Consider the following 20,115-nt stretch of genomic DNA (forward strand, 5'->3'; position numbering starts at 1 on the left):
CCGTGCGAACGCACATGACCATGCTGTCCACGGCCGTGGAGGGGGTCCATGAAGGGGCCGCTTCATGTGTCAGGTCCGCCGGTGGCGCCGGAAGGGGAAAAGCGCGGTCCCTTCGCCGGCGTGGCGAAAGGGACCGCGCTGTGGGGCGTGCCGGTCAGGAACGTGCCGGGACCGACTCCTCGTGCGAGGCGGCCGGATCGTCCTGCGCGGGCGGGGTGCCGCCCACCTTGCGCAGCAGGGTCACGGCGAGCACCGCCGTGACGGCGATGAGCGTGGCGCAGACGACGCCGACGACGTTGAGCCCGGCGGTGTACGCCTCGCGCGCCGCGGCCAGCACCTGGTCGCGCAGGTCCGCGGGAAGCTCCTGGGCGGCGACGATCGCGCCCTCCATGCCGCCGCGCACCGTCTCGGCGTGCTCGGCGGGCACTCCCTGCGGGACGGTGATGTCACCGCGGTAGAGCGCGGTGCCCAGGCTGCCGAACGCCGCCACGCCGAGCGACACTCCGAACTCGCCGCTCGTCTCGGACAGGGAGGCCGCGGATCCGCCCTTCTCCGGGGGTGCGGAGCTGACCACGAGGTTGGTGCCCAGGGCGCCGATCGGTCCGGTGCCGAAGAAAGCGATCACGAAGCCGGTGATCAGCAGCGGGAGTCCGCCCACCGGGTCGACGAAGGCGACCAGGAGGTAGCCGACGGTCGTCAGGGCGAGACCGCTGCCGATCACCACTCCCATGGGCAGCCGCTTGGTCAGGCCGGGAGCGATCAGCGCCGCCACGATCGAGGCGAGCGCCGAGGGCACCATCCACAGGCCGGCGGCGGTGGGCGACAGTCCCTCGACCATCTGCAGGAAGCCGGTGATGAACAGGTAGCTGCCGCCCATGGTGGCCATCGCCAGCATCAGCACGAGCAGCGACGAGGTGAAGGCGCCGGAGCGGAACAGGCGCAGGTCGAGCAGCGGGTGCGCCAGCCGGGTCTGGCGGCGGACGAACACCGCGCCGACGGCCACGCCGGCCGCGATCACCAGCAGGGGCAGCGGCTGCCAGCCGTAGCGGGCGATCTCCTTGAGGCCGAAGATGACCGGCAGGATGGTGGCCAGGGACAGCGCGACGCTGAACAGGTCCAGCCTGCCGGCGTCGGGGTCACGGTACTCGGGCAGCAGGACGGGACCGGCGACCAGCAGGGTGATCATGACGGGCACGCCGAGCAGGAAGACCGAGCCCCACCAGAACTGGTCCAGCATCACGCCGCCGATCATGGGGCCGAGCGCGGTGCCGCCCATGAAGCAGCTGGCCCACACCGCGATGGCCCGGCCGCGCTGGCCCGGGTCCTGGAACATGTTGCTGATCAGGGCGAGCGTGGAGGGCATCAGCGTGGCCGCGGCGACACCGAGCAGCGCCCGGCTGGCGATCAGCATCTCCGCGCTGGTGGAGTAGGCCGCGAGCAGCGAGCTGGCACCGACGAACGCGGCTCCGATCAGCAGCAGCTTGCGCCGGCCGATGCGGTCGCCGAGCGTTCCCATGGTGACCAGGAAACCGGCGATCATGAAGCCGTAGATGTCCATGATCCACAGCGTCTGCGTGCCGGTGGGGTGCAGGGACTCCGCCAGGTGCGGCAGTGCGAGGAACAGCACGCTCTGGTCGAGCGCCAGCAGCAGCGTGGGCAGGGCGAGCACGGCCAGACCCAGCCACTCGCGGGTCCCTGCCTTCGCCGGCGCCGCCGGGGAGACTTGAGATGACATGGGTGTCCTTCCAGGGGTAGGGACGATGTGGTGCGGACCACGGGGACGGTGGTGGGAGTTTCAGCCGGGATAGGGCCGCACGGCCCGCGCGTCGCGCAGTGTGCGTCCCCACCACGTCAGCTGGTCGAGCATCGTCTTGGCGGCGGTCTCGCACTCCGTCGGGTTCACCGGCCGGCCCTCGTCGTCGAAGCGCGTCCAGTACTCGGGGAAGGCGACGGAGTCCCGGACCGTCACCGAGTGCAGCCCGGGGAACACCTCCCGCAGGTGGGCGACAGCGCGCAGACCGCCGGCGATGCCTCCGTAGGAGACGAACGCGACCGGCTTGGCCTTCCACTCGTCGACGTACCAGTCGATGGCGTTCTTCAGCGAGGCGGGGAAGCTGTGGTTGTACTCCGGCGTCACGATGATGAACGCGTCGGCGCGCGACAGCCACGGCGCCAGGTCCTGGACGGCGGCGGGCCGCTCCGCGTGCTCGTCCGCCGGCAGCACCTCGGGCAGCCACACTTTCGCCAGGTCGATCACGTCGACGGCGAGGTCATCGCGCTTGGCGGCCTCGTCGGCTATCCAACGAGCCGCCGTGGGTCCGAATCGGCCGTTTCGGACGCTGCCGATGATGACGGACACCCGCAGCTTGGGCTCAGGCATGGTTCCCTCCGTGTGCTCGGCTCCTCGGCTGTCACCGTGCCCGACACCGCCCCCGGTCCGATCCCGGTCCGCTCTCGGTCGCTCTCGGTCGCTCTCGGCCGCTCTTCACACGGGATCGTCCTGTCGCGGACCGCCCCCTTCGGCTAGCGTGATCACATGCGTTTCGGGGTGCTCGGCCCGCTTGCGGTGTGGACGGCTCAGGGCCGGCCGGTGCGGGTGCCGGAGTTGAAGGTTCGTGCTCTGCTCACCGCTTTGCTGGTCCACCGCGGCCGGCCCGTGTCCGTGGACCGGCTGATCGACGACCTGTGGGGCGAGCACCTGCCGAACAACCCCGTGGGTGTGCTGCAGAACAAGGTGTGGCAGTTACGCCGGGCCCTGGAGGACGCCGCGCCCGGCGGCCGGGACCTGGTGGTCTCCCGCGCTCCCGGATACGAGCTTCAGGTTCCGTCCGGTGCCGTCGACGCCGACCGCTTCACCGACCTGACGGCCCGCGCCCGCCGGAGCGCCGACCCCCGCACCCGGACGAAGCTGCTGACCGAGGCGCTGGCCCTGTGGCGGGGTGCGGCGTTCGCCGACTTCGTCGACGAGGAGTTCGCCCGGACCGCGGCCGACCGGCTCGAGGAACAGCGTCTGACGGCGCTGGAGGAGCAGGCCGAGGCCAGGCTGGAGCTCGGCGAACACGCCCTGGTCGCCGACGAGCTGGCGGACCTGGTGGCCCTGCATCCGCTGCGCGAACGGCTGCGTACGGCCCACATCCGGGCTCTGTATCTCGCGGGCCGGCAGAGCGCCGCCCTCACCAGCTACGCCGAACTGCGCGAACGGCTCGCCGAGGAGCTGGGGGTCGACCCGTCGCCCGAGCTGGCCTCGCTGCACCGGGCCATCCTCACGCAGAGCCCCGAGCTGGCGGCCGTGCCGTCGCCGAGCACCACCGCGGCCCGGCCGCCGACGAACCTGCCCGCCCCGCCCGTCGACCTCATCGGCCGGGACGCGCTCGTCGAGCGGCTGCGCGAACTCGTCGACCGGCACCGGCTGGTGACCCTGACCGGCTCCGGCGGCGTGGGCAAGACCCGGCTCGCCCTGGGGACCGCGGCCGAGCTCGGCCCTGTCTTCCCCGGCGGCGTCCGGCTGGCGGAGTTCGCCTCCCTCGACCGCTCCCCCACATCGGCCACCGAGGTGCACCAGGTGGTCGAGGCAGTGCTCGGCGTGCGCGACGACATCACCTCCCACCCCGCCCCGGACGGCGACCCGCTGTCCTCCACGGCGCGGGTGGTGCGCGCCCTGGGCGACGAGCGGACCCTGCTGGTCCTCGACAACTGCGAGCATGTCGTCGAGCCCGTCGCCGAGTTGGCGGCACGCCTGCTGAAGGCGGCGCCCCGGCTGCACCTCATGACGACCAGTCAGACTCCGCTGAGCGTCAGCGGGGAGCAGCTCGTGGAGGTGCCTCCGCTGTCCCTGCCGCAGTCCGCCGCGGGTCTGACCACAGAAGACGTGCTGCGGTTCAGCGCCGTGGAACTGTTCGCGGCGCGGGCGGGCGCCACGGCTCCCCGTTTCCGGCTGAGCGAGGAGACCATCGGCCCCGTGGTCTCCATCTGCCGGCGTCTCGACGGCATTCCCCTCGCCCTGGAGATGGCGGCGACCCGGGTCCGTGCGCTGGGCGTGCAGGAGCTGGCCGCCCGCCTCGACGACCGGTTCACGCTCCTGGCCACCGGGACCCGGGACGCCCCCGCGCGGCAGCGCACGCTGCGCGCGGTCATCGACTGGAGCTGCGGCCTGCTCGGCACGCAGGAGCGCGCCGTCCTGCATCGCCTGGCCGTGCACGCCGACGGCTGTTCCCTCGCGGCGGCGGAGGAGCTGTGCGCGGGTCCCGGCGTGGACCGCGCGGAGGTCCTCGACCTGCTGGCCCGTCTGGTGGACTGCTCCCTGGTGGTCATGACCGACGGGGTCGACGGGCCGCGTTACCGGCTGCTGGAGTCGGTCACGGCGTACTGCCTGGAGCAGTTGCGCGAGTCCGGTGAGCTCGAGGCCCTCCAGGTGCGCCACCGCGCCTACTACACCGCCTTCGCCGAGCGCGCCAGGCCGCATCTGCGCGGTCACGGGCAGCGGGAGTGGCTGCGCCGCCTCGACGCCGAGACGGCGAACCTGCGCACGGCGCTGGAGAGCGCCGTGCGCAGCGAGGACGGCGAGGGGGCCTTGCGGCTGGTCAACGCCCTGGCGTGGTACTGGCACCTGCGGGGCCGCAACCGCGAGGCGGAACGCTACCTGGCCACGGCCCTGTCCCTCGTTCCGCGGGCCCCGGCCACCCCGGCGGTCGCCGAGGCGACCGCCTGGCTGGGCGGAACCAGGCTGCTCCTGGGCGGCAGCAAGGACCCGCTGGCCGAGTACCGTGCCGCGCTGCGCCCCTACGAGGAGCTGGACGAGCCGGCCGGCGAGGCGCACGCCCAGTGGTTCCTGGGGTCCAACCTGTACGGCGTCGGAGACCTGACACCCAGTGAGGACCTGATCGAGCAGGCGTTGATGACCTTCCGTTCACTGGAGGACCGCTGGGGCACGGCGGCGGCGCTGAGCAGCCAGGCCTTCATCGCCAAGCTGCGCGGCGACTTCGGCGCCCTGCGCAGGTACGGCGAGCAGAGCCTGGAGATCTTCCGCGAACTGGGCGATCAGTGGGGGCAGTTGCGTGCCATGGTGCCGCTGCAGACCCTGGCGGAGGTGGTCGGCGACTACCGGCAGGCCGGGCGGCTCCTGCGCGACGGGCTGCGCATGGCCGAGGATCTCGGGCTGTGGCCCGAGGTGTCGTTCCACCTCTCGGGTCTCGGCCGGATCTCCCTGCTGACCCGTGACTACGCGATGGCCGGGGAGTACCACGAGCGGGCCAGGCGGCTCGCCGTGGAGCAGTCGGACGACTTCGGCGAGCAGTTCGCCGAGATCGGGCTCGGGATGGGGGCCCGTCGGCAGGGCGATCTGGACACCGCCGAGCATCACATGCGCAACGTGCTCGACGTGCACCGGCGCATGGGCTACCAGCCCGGCGTGCCGTCGCTGATCCTCGCCGAGCTGGGGTTCATCGCGGAGCTGCGCGGTGATGTTCGCACCGCCCAGGCGTTGCAACGGGACGGCCTCGCGGCAGCGCGGGAATCGGGTGATCCGCGCGCTGTCGCCCTGGGCCTCGAGGGCCTGGCCGGCGCGGAACTCCTGGCGGGCGGCGCCGAGCGGGCGGCGTGCCTCCTCGGCGCGGCCGCCGCGGCCCGGGCCCGGGTGGGCACTCCCCTGCCCGAGGGCGAGCGCGACGACGTGGACCGGATCGCCGCGGGCGCCCGTGCGCGGCTGGGCGAGGACGGCTTCACGGCCGCTTTCGAGCGGGGCGGGTCGCTGAGTCCCGAGGAAGCCGCACAGCGGTCCCCGGCCGGCTAGCGGGCGTAACCCCGCATTGCACCCCCGCCGAGGGCGGGTATTGAAGACTCTGTCACGTCAAGCAGGACATGACAGAGTCCAAGAACATATCGACGAGCGCACGCAGTGGCGCCGTTAGCCTCACTTACGCACTCCCGGAAAACCCAACGGACATCACCCATTGGCCGAAGAATCAATCCGGAAGGACAAAGTGAAGGCTCTAGTACTGTCCGGCGGGATGGGAACCCGGCTTCGGCCCTTCACCTATTCCACGCCGAAACAGCTGATTCCGGTCGCCGGCAAGGCGGTCCTGGAACATGTCATCGACAATATCCTGGCGGCGGGCATCACCGATATAGGCGTGGTCGTCGGCCCCCGGGCGGACCAGATCCGCGAAGTGATCGGCGACGGCTCCCGGTTCGGAGCCCGGATCACCTACATTCCGCAGGCCCAGCCGCTCGGGCTGGCCCACTGCGTGCTGATCGCCCGGGAATTCCTGGGCGACGACGATTTCCTGATGTACCTCGGCGACAATGTGCTGCCGGAAGGAATCACGGAGATCGCCCGCGCGTTCGCCGCGCAACGGCCCGACGCCCAGATCGTCGTCCAGAAAGTCGCCGACCCGCGGGCTTTCGGGGTCGCCGAGGTCGACGCGTCGGCCACGGTGACCGGGCTGGCCGAGAAGCCTGCCGTACCGCGCAGTGATCTCGCCCTGATCGGCGTCTATTTCTTCACGCCCGCCATTCACCGGGCGGTCGGCCGGATCCGGCCGAGCGCCCGGGGGGAGCTGGAGATCACCGACGCCATCCAGTGGCTGGTGAAGAACGGGGGCTGTGTGAAGGCCAGCGAATACCTCGGTTTCTGGGCCGACACCGGGAACGTCGACGCCGTCCTCGAATGCAATCGCAGGCTGCTCGACGAACTGAGCCCGCAGCGGCTCGGCGAGGTGGACGACGCCAGCGACCTGTGCGGTCCGGTGGTGCTGGCGCCGGGCGCGCGGGTGGTGCGCTCCCGCATCGAGGGGCCGGCCTTCATCGGTCCCGGGAGCGTCGTGGAGGACAGCCACATCGGGCGGTACACCGCGATCGGCGGCGACTGCACGGTGCGGCACACGCTCATGGAGGACTCCATCGTGCAGGACGGGTCCTCCCTGTCGGACCTGCGCGGACTGAGCGGCTCGCTCATCGGCAGGACCGCCTCGGTGACGGCCACCCGCCGCCACCGGCTGATCGTCGGAGACCACTCCCGGGTGGAGGTCGCGTCATGAGAATCCTGGTGACAGGAGGCGCCGGTTTCATCGGCTCGCACTACGTGCGCGCCCTGCTCGAGGACCGCTGTCCGCAGGCCGTCGGCGCCCGGGTGACCGTCGTCGACAAACTGACCTACAGCGGCAACCGGGCCAACCTGCCGATCGGCGCGGAGCGTCTGGAGTTCGTCCACGGCGACATCTGCGACGCCGGGCTGCTGCGCGAACTGCTGCCCGGACACGACTCGATCGTGCACTTCGCGGCCGAGTCGCACGTCGACCGCTCCCTGACGGCGGCGGCCGACTTCATCCGCACCAACGTGCTGGGCACCCAGGTGCTGCTCGACTCCGCGCGGGAGTGCGGAGTGGAGCGGATCGTGCACGTCTCCACCGACGAGGTCTACGGGTCGATCGCGTCGGGCTCGTGGACCGAGACCTCGACGCTCGCGCCGAACTCGCCGTACGCGGCGTCCAAGGCCGCCTCCGACCTCGTGGTCCGCTCGTACTGGCGCACCTACGGCATGGATGTGTCGATCACGCGCTGCTGCAACAACTACGGCCCGTACCAGCACCCCGAGAAGCTCATCCCGCTGTTCGTCACGAACCTCCTGGAGGGCAAGCCCGTGCCGCTGTACGGGGACGGCCACAACGTCCGCGAGTGGCTGCACGTCGACGACCACTGCCGTGCCGTGGAGATGGTGCGCACCGGGGGCCGGGCCGGGGAGATCTACCACGTGGGGGGAGGCGTCGAGCGGACCAACCTGGCACTCACCCACCGGCTGCTGGATCTGTGCGGCGCCGATGCCTCCGCGATCCGCCGGGTGGTCGACCGGCTCGGGCACGACGACCGCTATTCCCTCGACGGCACCAAGATCCGCGAGGAGCTGGGCTTCGAGCCGCGGGTGCCGTTCGAGCAGGGACTGCGCGAGACCGTCGACTGGTACCGGGACCATCCCGGCTGGTGGAAGGACATCAAGCGCGCCACCGCAACGGAGGTGAACCGATGAGCACGCTGACGACGACGGCCCCGCGGCACAGCGACGGCCGAACGGCCGACACGGGCCGCCTGGTCCGCTCGGCCCTCGCCCCGCACGGCCGCGGCCCGCGCACCGAGCAGGTCGGACCGTGGCTGGACGAGCACGCCCGGACCCACAGGTTCCGGGTGGAGCGCATCCCGTTCGCCGGCCTCGACGGCTGGTCCTTCGCGCCGGGTACGGGCAACCTCGTGCACCGCAGCGGCCGGTTCTTCTCGATCGAGGGCATCCACGTCACCCACCCCGAGAACCCGGTCCCCGAGTGGCGCCAGCCGATCATCAACCAGCCGGAGGTCGGCATCCTCGGCATCCTGGCCAAGGAGTTCGACGGTGTCCTGCACTTCCTGATGCAGGCCAAGATGGAGCCGGGCAACCCCAACCTGCTCCAGTTGTCGCCGACCGTACAGGCGACCCGCAGCAACTACACCAAGGTGCACCGGGGCGCGGACGTGAAGTACCTCGAGTACTTCGTGAACGTGCCGCCGGAGCGGGTGATCTCCGATGTGCTGCAGTCGGAGCACGGCTCGTGGTTCCTGCGGAAGGCCAACCGCAACATGGTGGTGGAGGCCGAGGGCGACGTTCCGCTGGAGGAGGGATTCTGCTGGCTCACCCTCGGGCAGATCGGCGCGCTGCTCCGTCTGGACAACGTGGTGAACATGGACGCGCGTACCGTCCTGGCCTGCGCGCCCGCGCAGCCGGCCGAGCCCAGGGCCCTGCATTCGGACTTGGGACTGCTCTCCTGGATCACCGCCGAACGCTCCCGCCATGACCGCCGGGTGCGGTCGGTTCCGCTCGCCGAGGTGACGGACTGGGTGCGCGGCGATTGGTCCATCGACCATGTGCCGGAACGCTACTTCCGAGTGATGGCGGTCGCCGTGGAGGCCGCCAACCGGGAGGTGGCACAGTGGACCCAGCCGTTGATCGAGCCGCTCGGACTCGGGGTCACCGCGTTCGTGACCCGTCGTTTCGGCGGCGTACCGCACCTGCTCGCGCAGGCCCTCCCCGAGGGTGGGCTGCTGGACACGCTGGAGCTGGCTCCGACGGTGCAGTGCACACCGGAGAACCACCTCCATCTCGACCCCGCACAGCGCCCGCCGTTCCTGGACCTGGTGCTCGGCGCCGACGAGAAGCAGATCCGCTACGAGGCCGTGCACTCCGAGGAGGGCGGCCGTTTCCACCACGCGCAGAGCCGTTACCTGATCGTCGAGGCGGACGAGTCGCAGGCACCGACGCAACCGCCTCCGGGGTACTGCTGGGTCACGCCCGGGCAGCTCAACTCCCTCGTGCGGCACAGCCGTTACGTCAACGTGCAGGCGCGTTCACTGCTCGCCTGCCTCAACACCGCCGCGGTGACGCTCTGAGGGGCGTCCCCGGCCCGACAGTAAGGACTCACTTCATGGCGGCTGCGGGTACGCAAGTGGCCACCGGAACGGGCGTTTCGCAGCGACTGGGGCGGTACGCCAGACTGGTCAAGTTCCAGTTCGTCCTCGACTTCTTCCTCGCCCTGCTCATCGTGTGGACGGCGATGGAGCCGGGCACCCGCTTCGACGGGCCCGTGCTCCTGACGCTGCTGGTGTTCGCGCTGGGGAAGGTGGGCGTGCTGTCCGCGGTGATGACGCTGGACGACGTGACCGGCGTCAAGGACGGCAGCGACACGGCGAACTACCTCTCCGACGGCAACACCGAACTGCGTCCGCTCAAGCGCAAGCCGCTGCTCACCGGCGAGCTCACCGTGCACCAGGCGCAGCGGTTCGGGTACGTCGCCCTGGGCTGGGGTGCCCTGTGGTGGCTGGTGGCCGTGGTCGTCGCACCCCACGTCCCGGTGTGGGGCGCCGTGGTCACCACGCTGCTCCTCGTCTTCAGCGTGCAGTACTCCTGGGGGCTGAAGCTGAGCTACGTCGGGCTGGGAGAGGTGCTGCTGCTCTTCTCGGCCACGGCGTTCGTGCTGTCCCCCTACTCCCTGACCGTCGGGGAACTGCCCGCCCTGGTCCTGGTGGAGGCCCTGCTGTTCGGATTCGGGCAGCTGCTGATATCGGGTTACTCCAACACCCAGGACATCAGCGGCGACGCGGCGGTCGGCCGGCGCACCGTCGCGGTGATGGCCTCCGAGCGCGGCAACAAGCTGTTCCTGGGGGCGCTGACGGCGCTGAACATCCTGGTGATCCTGGGCCCGTACGCGGCGGGCTGGATACCCGGCTGGTTCGTGCTGGCGACCGTGCCGCTCATGGCGCTGCGGCTGCGCCAGTACGGCTCGTTCCTGCGCGACGGTCACGCGCTGCTGGCGCGCAGCCGCGGCGTGGTGGTCTTCCGGACGACCGTCGCCTGCGTGCTGCTGTTCAACGTGGCACACCACTGGTCCTGAGCGCGCGGGGCCCGGCAGGCTCGGCGGCGGCCTCCGCCGCCGAGCCTGCCGGGCCGCTTCGTGCGCGGACCGCGCGGCCGGCGGCAGCGGCCGGACGGAGACCGGGGCCTGTCGCCGGGAGCACGCCGCAGGCGCGGGATCCGGCAGGCACACTGCCGCGTGGTCGCCGGCCGGCATCGACCGGCACCGTCGGTGTGCCGCGGCCCGGTCCGGACGACAGGCCTCAGGCCCCGAAGGCCCGTGCGTCGGCGGGCCGTGCGGGTGACGGCCGGTCCCGGCGCCCGGAGTTGTGCTGGGACATCCAGCTGGCGACCTGGACGCGCGACGTGCACGCCAGCTTGCGCATGATCTTGCGTACGTGGTTCACGGCGGTCCACTCGGCGATGCCCAGCCGGCGGGCGATCTCCCGGTTGGTGAGGCCGTTCGCCACCAGTTCGGCGACCTCGCGCTCCCGCGGGGTGAGCGGGTTGCCGGCGCCGTCCGGTGCGTCACGGTCCGGCTCGACGCCGTCCGAGGGGGTCAGCACGGCGGCGACGGCGGCGTCCGGGTGCGACTGCCGGCCCACGGCCGCCAGCTCCGCGGCCTCCTCGTCGCCCAGGCGCACCCGGGTGAGGGCGGCGACGGCGTCCACCTCCATGCGCACGGGCACGGGCGCGACGCAGCCGGTGGCGGCCCGGATGCCCGCCGCGGCGCCCAGGGCCCGTGCCGCCCGGCGCCAGGTCTCCATCGACTGGCCGCGGCAGCGGGTGAGCAGGAGCGTGAACTTCTCCAGGCCCAGTGCGCACAGCGCCAGGTGCTTCAACCCGGCGATGTCCTGGAGGGCGGACCGGTACAGGTCGACGGCACGGTCCTGGTCGCCGAGGGCGAAGGCCACGTCGCCCAGGACGAGGCGGGTGAGCGCGATGTTGCGCACGTCCCGCTGCTGCTCGAAGAAGGCCAGCGCGTCCTCGGCGAGCCGGCGGGCGCCGGCGGCGTGGCCCTCGGCACGGCGGACCTCCGCGAGCATGCGCAGCACCTCGGCGTGTTCGGCGCCGTCACCGCCCGCGGCGGCGGCCACACAGTCCTCGAGGCGGCGGTCGGCCTCGGCCAGGTCCCCGCGCTGGAGCGCGACGAGCCCGGCCTCGCGCATGCAGGCGGCCACTGCGGCATGGTCGCCCAGCTCCTCGAACGCGGCCCGGGCCTCGGCAAGGCACTCCTCGGCCGCGGTCGTCTCACAGGCGCTCAGCAGGAGTTCCGCCAGCGACAGACGAGCGGTGGCCTGCTGGCGCAGGGTGAGGCCGTTCCCAGCGTCGAGTCCGGCGCGCAGCCGCGTGATGCCCTCCCTGACCTCCCCGCGGGCCTGCCAGTACTCGTGCAGGCTCGCGGCGATCCTGACCACGCCTGCCGTGTCGCCGGACAGGGCGAGGAAGTCCAGGGCGGCGGTGAGGTCCTGCCGCCAGTAGTCGATCACGAGCAGCCACCGGCTCTGCTCGGGGCCGCGCAGCCCGCTCTCGGCGCTCTCGGCGAGGTCGGCGCAGAACGTGGCGTGGGCCATGGCGAGTTCGTCGCTCTCGCCCAGGGTGTGCGCCTCCTCCAGCAGGAACTGCCGGGTGAGGCCGAGCATCGAGATGATGAGTTCGCCGTCCGCGCACTCCTCGGTGTGCAGCAGGCTCTTGTCGACGAACATCTCCAGCAGCCGCTGGAGTTCGGTGACGTCGCCCGGCCACATGGCCTGGGCGGTGGGCAGGTCGAAGGCCCGGTGGAACACGGCGAGCCGCCTCAGCAGGGCGCGTTCGTGCTTGTCCAGCGCGTCGAGGTGGCGGGCGATGGCCGCGCTCATGGCGCGGTGCCGGGACAAGGTGTCGAACTCGGTCCCGGACAGGGCGTCGAGGCCGGTGTCCAGTTCGTCCAGGAGCCGCTGCGGCGAGAGCATCTTCATGCGGGACGCGGCGAACTCGATCGCCATGGGAAGGCCGTCGGTCCGCCGGCACAGCCGGACGACCGCGTCGCGGTTGTGCTCGGTCAGCGCGAAGTTGGGGCGGCTGACGGCGGTGCGTTCCACGAACAGCTTGACGGAGGGCACCTCCCGCAGCTCCGCCAGGCCGGGTTCCCCGTCGGCCGGGGGCAGCTCCAGCGGGCCGAGGCGCAGCAGCACCTCGCCGTAGACGCCGAGCCGCTCGTTCCCGGTCATCAGGACGGTGAGCCGGGGGCAGTCGTTGACCAGGCGGGTGACGGCCGGTACGAGCGCGGCACGCATGCGGTCGCAGCCGTCCAGGAGGAGCAGGCACCGGCGGGGCTGGAGGTACTCGCGCAGGAGCTGGTGCACGGGTCGGTCCGTGCCGGTGTCCAGGCCGAGGGTCTCGGCGAGCACGGTCTCGGGGTCCTGGCCCGGGCGGACGTCGTTCAGGTCCACGGCCCGTCCGCCGTCCTCGAAGGAGCCGACGACGTCGGCGAAGGCCGCCGCGGCGAGTCTGCTCTTGCCGACACCGGCCGGACCGGTGACGGTGACGACGCGGACGGCCGGCTCGCCGAGGAGTCCCCGCAGTTCGGCCCGCTCCTCCTGCCGGCCCACGAGCCCGTGGCCCGCGACGGTGAGCACTCCCGGCCCGCCGGCGCTGAGCTCGTCACTGATGGTGGTGCTCGAACTGATCGGGTACATAGGCAGCCCCCATGGATCAACGGACACACGTGAAGAATCGATCCCGCTTGCTCGTGGGCGAGCCCGTGCGCAGGACGAGCCGGGGCGTTGCGTGCCGTGCCGTGCACGGTGGGCCGGCGCGGGAGGGCAGCGGGAAGCCGGCCGGGCGTCGGCATCGCGAGGCGGCGGGACGGAACGCGCCACGGCCGAGGAGCCGAAAGGTTCCTCCTCAGCTTGTCGGGCGCGGGAACTCCGGTCCGAGGCCGCGTGGGACTTCCGTCGGCGCCACGTGCAGTCACCCCCGTTTCATCCTGTTCCGGACAATGCCAAGGTAGTTCCATCGATGTTTTGAGCGAATCGATCCGGCCAGAGTGAGGTGCCCACCGCGTGCCTCGCCTGCGACCCGGCGCTTGTCCGGGGGCTCGTAACCACCCTCGGTGTCCTGTTTGTTCGCTTCCGTCGGGCACCCGACTCCTCCGACGGGGCCTCGTCGAGGACCCGAAGCGCACACGGCCGGTTGGCGCAAAACCTCCCAGGGCGGCGGTGGAGAATGTCAACTCCCCGGCGCAGCACGACGACCCGCGGGCAACCCGCGGGCCGTCGTCGGGGCGGAGCAGGGAGAGGATCAGGACGGCGTGACGATCACCGGGCCCGGTCCGTCGGCCGACGTGCCCCGCTCCTCGGCGATCCGTACGGCCTCCTCCACCAGCGTCTCGACGATGAGAGACTCCGGAACGGTCTTGATCACCTCCCCCTTCACGAAGATCTGCCCCTTGCCGTTGCCGGACGCCACACCGAGGTCGGCCTCCCTGGCTTCGCCCGGCCCGTTCACCACACACCCCATGACGGCGACCCGCAGCGCGGCGGGGAACCCCTCCAGCGCGGCGGAGACCTTCTCCGCCAGGGTGTGCACATCCACCTGGGCCCGCCCGCAGGAGGGGCAGGAGACGATGTCCAGCCCGCGCTCGCGCAGGGCCAGTGCCTCCAGGATCTGCGTGCCGACCTTGACCTCCTCCACCGGCGGCGCCGACAGGGAGACCCGGATGGTGTCGCCGATCCCCTCCGACAGCAGCGCCCCGAACGCCGCCGCGGACTTGATCGTGCCCTGGAAGGCCGGGCCGGCCTCCGTCACACCGAGGTGCAGGGGGTAGTCGCAGCGCTGCGCGAGCAGCCGGTAGGCGGCGATCATGACCACGGGGTCGTTGTGCTTCACGGAGATCTTGATGTCGCGGAAGCCGTGCTCCTCGAACAGGGAGCACTCCCACAGCGCCGACTCGACCAGCGCCTCCGGGGTGGCCCTGCCGTACTTCTCGAGCAGCCGGCGGTCCAGCGAACCGGCGTTGACGCCGATCCGGATCGGGATGCCGGCGTTCGCCGCCTCCTTGGCGATCTCCCCCACCCGGTCGTCGAACTTCTTGATGTTCCCCGGGTTGACGCGAACGGCGGCGCACCCGGCGTCGATGGCCGCGAACACGTACTTGGGCTGGAAGTGGATGTCGGCGATCACCGGGATCGGCGACTTCCTGGCGATGGCGGGCAGCGCCTGCACGTCGTCGGCCGAGGGGACGGCGACCCGGACGATCTGGCAGCCGGCCGCGGTCAGTTCGGCGATCTGCTGGAGCGTGGCGTTGACGTCCGCGGTCACGGTCGTCGTCATCGACTGCACCGACACCGGCGCGTCGCCGCCGACCGGTACCGACCCCACCATGATCCGGCGGGACGTGCGCCGCCGGGCCAGCGGCGGCAGATCGGCCCCCGGCCTGACGCCGGGCATTCCGAGACCAACCGTCGTCATCGTGTCTCCCCTCCGCGTTCCCGTTCGATGAGGCGGGCCATCTCCCGCTCGAAGTCGATCACCGGGGCGTCGACCCGGTTCTCCGCCGGTTCACTGATCTCCTCCACCACGGCCCTGGCGATCTCCTGCGCGGTCAGCCCGCAGCCGGAGAGCACCTCGGCGCGGCTGCCGTGCTGGAGGAAGCGCCGGGGAATGCCGAACTCCCGCAGCGGGGTGCGCACCCCTTCGTCGCGCAGGAACTGGGCGATGGTCGAACCCACTCCGCCCATACGGCTGTTGTCCTCGACGGTGATGGCCAGACGGTGCCGGCGCGCCATGTCGGCGAGCGTCGGATTGACCGGCGTCACCCACCGCGGGTCGACCACTGTCGCGCCGATGCCCTGCGCCCACAGCACCTCCGCCACTTGCAGCGCCACCCGGGCCAGCGCGCCCACCGAGACGATCAGCACATCGAGCGGCCCGGCCCGGTGCAGCACGTCGGTGCCGGCGAACGTGATCTTCGCGGGTATGTCGTCACCCGTCGGCCCCTTGGGGAAGCGCACCAGGGTCGGGCCCTCCTCCCACTCGACGGCCTCCCCGAGCAGTTCGGCAAGCCGGGCGCCGTCGCGCGGGGCGGCGATCCGCAGCCCGGGCACCACCTGAAGGACCGACATGTCCCACATGCCGTTGTGGCTCGGGCCGTCGTCGCCGGTGACGCCGGAGCGGTCGAGGACGAACGTCACCGCTCTGCGGTGCAGTGCCACGTCCATCAGCAGCTGGTCGAAGGCACGGTTGACGAAGGTGGAGTAGATGGCGACGACCGGGTGGACGCCGCCCAGGGACATGCCCGCGGCCATGGTGACCGCGTGCTGTTCCGCGATGCCCACGTCGATGACCCGCTTGGGGAACCGCTCCTGCATCGGCAGCAGACCGGTCGGCTCCAGCATGGCCGCCGTGATCGCCACGACGTCCGGACGGCGCTCGGCGATGCGGACGAGTTCGCGTCCGAAGACGGACGTGAACGACGGCCCGGCGGAGCCCTTCAGCGGCCGGCCCGTCTCGGGGTCCATCGGCTTGATGGCGTGACCCCGGTCCAGCTCGTTCTGCTCCGTCACCGCGAACCCGCGGCCCTTCTCGGTCACCACGTGGACGACGACGGGCCTGCGCAGGGCCCGCGCGCGCCGCAGCGCCTCCTCCAGCGCCGTCACGTCGTGCCCGTCGACCGGGCCGAGGTAGGCCAGCCCCAGCTGCTCGAACAGACCGGGCGGCCCGGGCTGCCCGGTGCGCAGCTCCCCCAGGTGGTCGGCGAACCCGCCCCGGGTGAGCGCGTAGGAGCGCTGGTTGTCGTTGAGCACGATGACCAACGGCCGGTCCGGGCCGCCCGCGATGTTGTTCATGGCCTCCCACGCCATGCCGCCGGTCATCGCCCCGTCGCCGATGACGGCGACCACGGCCCGGTCGGTGCGGCCCTGATGGGCGTCGGCGCGCGCCAGGCCGTCGGCGTACGACAGCGCCGTGGAGGCGTGGGAGTTCTCCACCAGGTCGTGCTCGGACTCCGCCGGGTTCGGGTAACCCGACAGACCGCCCTCCTGGCGCAGCCGGTCGAAGCCGGCCGCCCGGCCGGTGACGATCTTGTGCACGTACGACTGGTGCCCCGTGTCCCACAGCAGCCGGTCGCGGGGCGAGTCGAAGACCCGGTGCAGGGCGAGGGTCAGTTCCACCACGCCCAGGTTGGGGCCGAGGTGCCCGCCGGTCACGCAGACCCGGTCGACGAGGAAGGTGCGGATCTCCGCGGCAAGGGCGTCCAGCTCCCGCGTGCTCAGTTCCCGGAGGCGCTCCGGGCCGTGCACGGTCTCCAGCAATGACATGCGATCACCGGTTCCGATAGGCGACTTCGAGGGCCATCTCGCTCAGTTCGTCTCGCCACACCGGTTCGATCGCGGCCTGGTCGAGGGCCACGCCGGCGCGTTCCACGAGCGCGTCGATGCGCTCTTCGATACGGGTCCTGCTCTCGCCGAGGAGGTCCAGCAGCGCGGCGGTGTCCCATTCGGGGCGATTGACCAGGCAGCGCACCTGCTGGTCCCGCTCCGCGGCTTCGGCGAGCAGCAGCGTCATCTTGTGCTGTTCCAGGTCGAGTCCGACCGGCTTGCCGGCGACCGTGCTGTCGCCGAACGTGCCGATGATGTCGTCGCGCAACTGGAAGGCGAGCCCGAGGCACTCGCCGTACTCCTCGAACGCGGTCGTCAGGTCGGGCCGTCCGGCGAGCGCGGCCCCCAGCAGCAACGGGCGCGTGATGCTGTAGCGGCCGGACTTGCAGATCGCGATCCAGCGCGACAGCTCCGGCGCGATCACGCCCTCCGCGGCCACGGCCACGTCCAGATGCTGGCCGATCTGGATCTCGGTGACCATCTCGCCCCACACGTCGCGGGCGGCGGGCGGCAGGTTCCGGGTGAGGCGGTCGGCGTAGAGCATGGCCAGCACCCCGGAGATCAGGGCCACGCCCTCGCCGTAACGGCGCGACTCGCCCCGCCAGCCACGCTCCGCGTGGACCGTGGCGTGCCTGACATGCGCCGCGGGGGCGCCGCGCCGGGTGTCGGAGGCGTCGAGCACGTCGTCGTGGAGCAGCGCACCGGTGTGGATCAGTTCGATGCCGGAGGCGGCGTCCGCCACCATCGGGTCGTCGGGGTCGCCTCCGGCGGCCAGGTATCCGGTCACGCAGAAGGCGGGGCGCAGCCGCTTGCCGCCCGCGTCGACCAGAGAGGTCACCGTGTCCACGGGAACCGCGCCCCGCTCGTCGACACCGCTCCAGCGGGCACGTTCGTCCGCGAGGAGCTCGCCAAGACGTCGCTCGGCCCTGCGCAGCACCTCCGCGCGTGTGCTGCGCACCGAGAGCCGGTCTGTCACCGCGGTCGTCATTTTGGTCCCTCTCCTGTCCGGCCGGTCAGCCGGCCTTGGCCGTGTCGATGAGGTGCGTCGGCGGATGGAAGACCACGTCCTCCTGCGCCACCTGCTCGATCTCGATATCGCGGTAACCGAAGTCCGCGAGCCTTTCCAGAACCTGGTCGACGAGGATCTCCGGGGCGCTCGCGCCCGCGCTCAGGCCCACCACCGACACTCCCTCCAGCCAGCTCTCGTCGAATTCCGTGACATCCGGTACAAGGTGAGCGGGAACACCGAGGCGGCGGGCCACCTCGACCATCCGGAGCGAGTTGCTGGAGTTCCGGGAGCCGACCACGAGCATGAGGTCGGAGCGCGGCACGACCTGCTTGACCGCGTCCTGGCGGTTCTGGCTCGCGAAACAGATGTCGTCGGTGCCCGGGCCCCGCAGATCGGTGAAGCGGCGGCGCAGCACCTCGACGATGTCGCGGGTCTCGTCCACCGACAGCGTCGTCTGGGTGAGGTAGGCCACCGGGGTGTCGGCCGGCAGGTCCAGCCGTTCGGCGTCCTCCACGGTCTCCACGATCAGCGTCCGGTCGGGCGCGTGCCCGAAGGTGCCCTCGACCTCCTCGTGCCCGGCGTGCCCCACCAGCAGCAGCGTGCGCTCCTCCCGGGCGAAGCGTTTGGCCTCCTGGTGCACCTTGGACACCAGCGGGCAGGTCGCGTCGATCACCTCCAGCCGGCGGGCCCGCGCGTTGCTCCGCACCTGGGGGGAGACGCCGTGTGCGGAGAACACGCACACCGCGCCCTCGGGCACGTCCTCCTCGGAATCCACGAACAGCACACCGCGCCGCTCCAGCTGCCGCACCACGTAGTGGTTGTGCACGATTTCCTTGCGCACATAAAGCGGAGCACCATGGCGTTCCAGCGCGAGTTCGATAATTGATATCGCTCGGCGTACACCGGCGCAGAAACTGCGCGGTTCCGCGAGGATGACTTTCTTCTTGCGTCCCATTTTCACCCGTCTCCGCTGCGTGGTTCGACTCCCGTAGCCGACTGTGCTGTTCAGGTGCGTCTCCGGTCAACCGCATCAGTGGGCTCGGGCTCGAAGCAGTCATGTACCGCAGCCACCCCAACCGCTGAACCTTGCCAGGCCCTTGTCATTCATTAGGGCTGCCTCCGATTCCTAATGTGGAGCGGACCGCACGGCGTGAATTCATTCGGCCGCACGGCGGAATTGAGCGGACCGCACGGCGTGAAAGGAAACGACCGAGGAGTCACATGAGTACTGCTCTCATTCGTCCCGAAGCGGTGCTCGGGGATGCGCTCGAGGAGCTGGGCACGGAGCTCTTCGCGACACTGCGCCGCAGCGACCAGCGGCGCCGGGGCATGGAGTACATCCACGGGCTGCTCTCCACCCGCGGCCGGAAGTCCATCCGGAACATGGCAGCGCCGAAGGGCAGCAGCACCGGCCAGAGTCTGCACCACTTCATCTGCAGCTCCACCTGGGACTGGTTCCCGGTGCGCCGCTCTCTGGCCGAGTACCTGACGCGTCTGGAACCGCCGCAGGCCTACGTCGCCCGCCTCATGACGATCCCGAAGGTGGGACGTCACTCGGTCGGGGTCAGCCGCTACTTCTCCGTCGACGAGGGGCAGGCGCTCAACGCCCAGCGCGCCGTCGGTGTCTGGGGCGTCGCCGACACCATGACGGCGCCGTTCAACTGGCGGCTGTACCTGCCGCAGACGTGGATCAAGGACGGGCTGCGCCGCAACCAGGCGTCGATTCCGTGCGAGGTGGGGCCCGAGACCCTCGGGGACTGCGTTCTGACGGCCTGCCGGGAGAGCCTGGCCGCCTGGGAGCTGCCGTCGCAGCCGGTGGTCGTCGACATCGAGGAGGCCGATCCCGTCGCCACGGTCCACGGGCTGCGTGCCATGGGGTTCCCCGCGATGGTCCGGGTGCACGGCGAACTGCCGCTCACGGTGCGGGACCCGGCACTGACCGGGCACGGCTCGCGCCGGCTGACCGCTCCGGAGATCATGCAGGCGGCACGGGCGCTGTTCCGGCCCATGGCCCGCCTGGAGACCGTCTCGCGGTCGCTGCCCGCGGTCCGCAGGACCGCTCTGGTCGCCGCGGTCGGGGTGCGGGTGCCCGGTGCGGGGCCGGGCGGGGCACCGCTGTCGCTGGTCGGGGTCAGCGCTCCGGGCCGGCGCGAGCCGGCCGAGATATGGCTGACCGACCTGCCGCATCCGGCCGCCGCGGTCCTGCGCTTCAGCGACTGTGCCCGGCGCGTCGCCCGGGACTTCGACGAGGTGACCTCCCACGTCGGCATCCGCGACTACGTCGGACGCTCCTACGGCGGCTGGAACCGGCGCGGAGAGCACCGAGACGGCGTGCGCGGCCGACGCCAGGGTCGTGTGCCGGTTCCAGCCGCCGTAGG

The 20,115-nt window shown here is 71.4% G+C and carries 13 protein-coding genes; 6 read left to right on the forward strand and 7 right to left on the reverse strand.

The annotated features are described in order from the left end of the window. Window positions 1–154: 154 nt before the first annotated feature. Together CCL05_RS14680 and CCL05_RS14685 are read right to left on the reverse strand one after the other, a co-directional pair. The gene (locus tag CCL05_RS14680) at window positions 155–1,735 is read right to left on the reverse strand and encodes an MFS transporter (protein ID WP_086560947.1); all 1,581 of its coding nucleotides are present in this window, start codon (window positions 1,733–1,735) and stop codon (window positions 155–157) included. A gap of 60 nt (window positions 1,736–1,795) precedes the next feature. Beyond that, window positions 1,796–2,380 carry an NADPH-dependent FMN reductase gene (locus tag CCL05_RS14685; RefSeq protein ID WP_086560948.1) on the reverse strand — a complete coding sequence of 195 codons (585 nt, stop codon included), beginning with the start codon at window positions 2,378–2,380 and terminating at the stop codon, window positions 1,796–1,798. Window positions 2,381–2,536: 156 nt separating this feature from the next. Here CCL05_RS14685 and CCL05_RS14690 point away from each other — a divergent pair, with 156 nt between their 5' ends. The 5 genes from CCL05_RS14690 (at window position 2,537) to CCL05_RS14710 (ending at window position 10,409) form a co-directional block, all read left to right on the forward strand. After that, window positions 2,537–5,788 (forward strand): AfsR/SARP family transcriptional regulator, encoded by a 3,252-nt coding sequence (locus CCL05_RS14690; RefSeq protein WP_086560949.1) that lies wholly within the window; start codon window positions 2,537–2,539, stop codon window positions 5,786–5,788. A gap of 190 nt (window positions 5,789–5,978) precedes the next feature. Then, complete coding sequence (locus CCL05_RS14695) at window positions 5,979–7,034, forward strand: glucose-1-phosphate thymidylyltransferase (RefSeq protein WP_086560950.1); 1,056 nt, start codon at window positions 5,979–5,981, stop codon at window positions 7,032–7,034. Continuing rightward, the gene (gene rfbB, locus CCL05_RS14700) at window positions 7,031–8,020 is read left to right on the forward strand and encodes a dTDP-glucose 4,6-dehydratase (RefSeq protein ID WP_086560951.1); all 990 of its coding nucleotides are present in this window, start codon (window positions 7,031–7,033) and stop codon (window positions 8,018–8,020) included. Before CCL05_RS14695 ends, rfbB begins: the two co-directional genes overlap by 4 nt. Further along, window positions 8,017–9,408 carry an NDP-hexose 2,3-dehydratase family protein gene (locus CCL05_RS14705; protein ID WP_086560952.1) on the forward strand — a complete coding sequence of 464 codons (1,392 nt, stop codon included), beginning with the start codon at window positions 8,017–8,019 and terminating at the stop codon, window positions 9,406–9,408. Before rfbB ends, CCL05_RS14705 begins: the two co-directional genes overlap by 4 nt. Before the next feature lie 35 nt (window positions 9,409–9,443). Further along, window positions 9,444–10,409: a UbiA family prenyltransferase gene (locus tag CCL05_RS14710; RefSeq protein WP_086560953.1), complete on the forward strand. Its 966-nt coding sequence runs from the start codon at window positions 9,444–9,446 to the stop codon at window positions 10,407–10,409. Between the two features lie 223 nt (window positions 10,410–10,632). Here CCL05_RS14710 and CCL05_RS14715 read toward each other — a convergent pair whose 3' ends face one another. The 5 genes from CCL05_RS14715 to ispH form a co-directional block, all read right to left on the reverse strand. Next, entirely contained in the window at window positions 10,633–13,047 is a 2,415-nt protein-coding gene (locus CCL05_RS14715; RefSeq protein ID WP_086560954.1) for an ATP-binding protein, read from the reverse strand. A gap of 604 nt (window positions 13,048–13,651) precedes the next feature. Continuing rightward, a complete protein-coding gene (gene ispG, locus CCL05_RS14720; RefSeq protein ID WP_086560955.1) occupies window positions 13,652–14,821 on the reverse strand; it encodes a flavodoxin-dependent (E)-4-hydroxy-3-methylbut-2-enyl-diphosphate synthase in 1,170 nt (389 codons plus the stop codon). Further along, on the reverse strand, window positions 14,818–16,668 hold the full coding sequence (locus CCL05_RS14725) for a 1-deoxy-D-xylulose-5-phosphate synthase (protein ID WP_086560956.1): 1,851 nt from the start codon (window positions 16,666–16,668) through the stop codon (window positions 14,818–14,820). Before CCL05_RS14725 ends, ispG begins: the two co-directional genes overlap by 4 nt. 4 nt (window positions 16,669–16,672) lie before the next feature. Next, window positions 16,673–17,716, reverse strand: coding sequence for a polyprenyl synthetase family protein (locus CCL05_RS14730; RefSeq protein WP_086560957.1), 1,044 nt, complete (start codon window positions 17,714–17,716; stop codon window positions 16,673–16,675). 25 nt (window positions 17,717–17,741) lie between these two features. Continuing rightward, window positions 17,742–18,692: a 4-hydroxy-3-methylbut-2-enyl diphosphate reductase gene (gene ispH, locus CCL05_RS14735; protein ID WP_086560958.1), complete on the reverse strand. Its 951-nt coding sequence runs from the start codon at window positions 18,690–18,692 to the stop codon at window positions 17,742–17,744. A 266-nt stretch (window positions 18,693–18,958) separates the two neighbouring features. Here ispH and CCL05_RS14740 point away from each other — a divergent pair. After that, on the forward strand, window positions 18,959–20,115 hold a 1,157-nt coding region (locus CCL05_RS14740; RefSeq protein WP_143589886.1), incomplete at its 3' end, for an IS701 family transposase.

Origin of the sequence: Streptomyces africanus, assembly GCF_002150735.1 — a bacterium.
In the GTDB taxonomy this organism is placed as follows: domain Bacteria; phylum Actinomycetota; class Actinomycetes; order Streptomycetales; family Streptomycetaceae; genus Streptomyces; species Streptomyces africanus.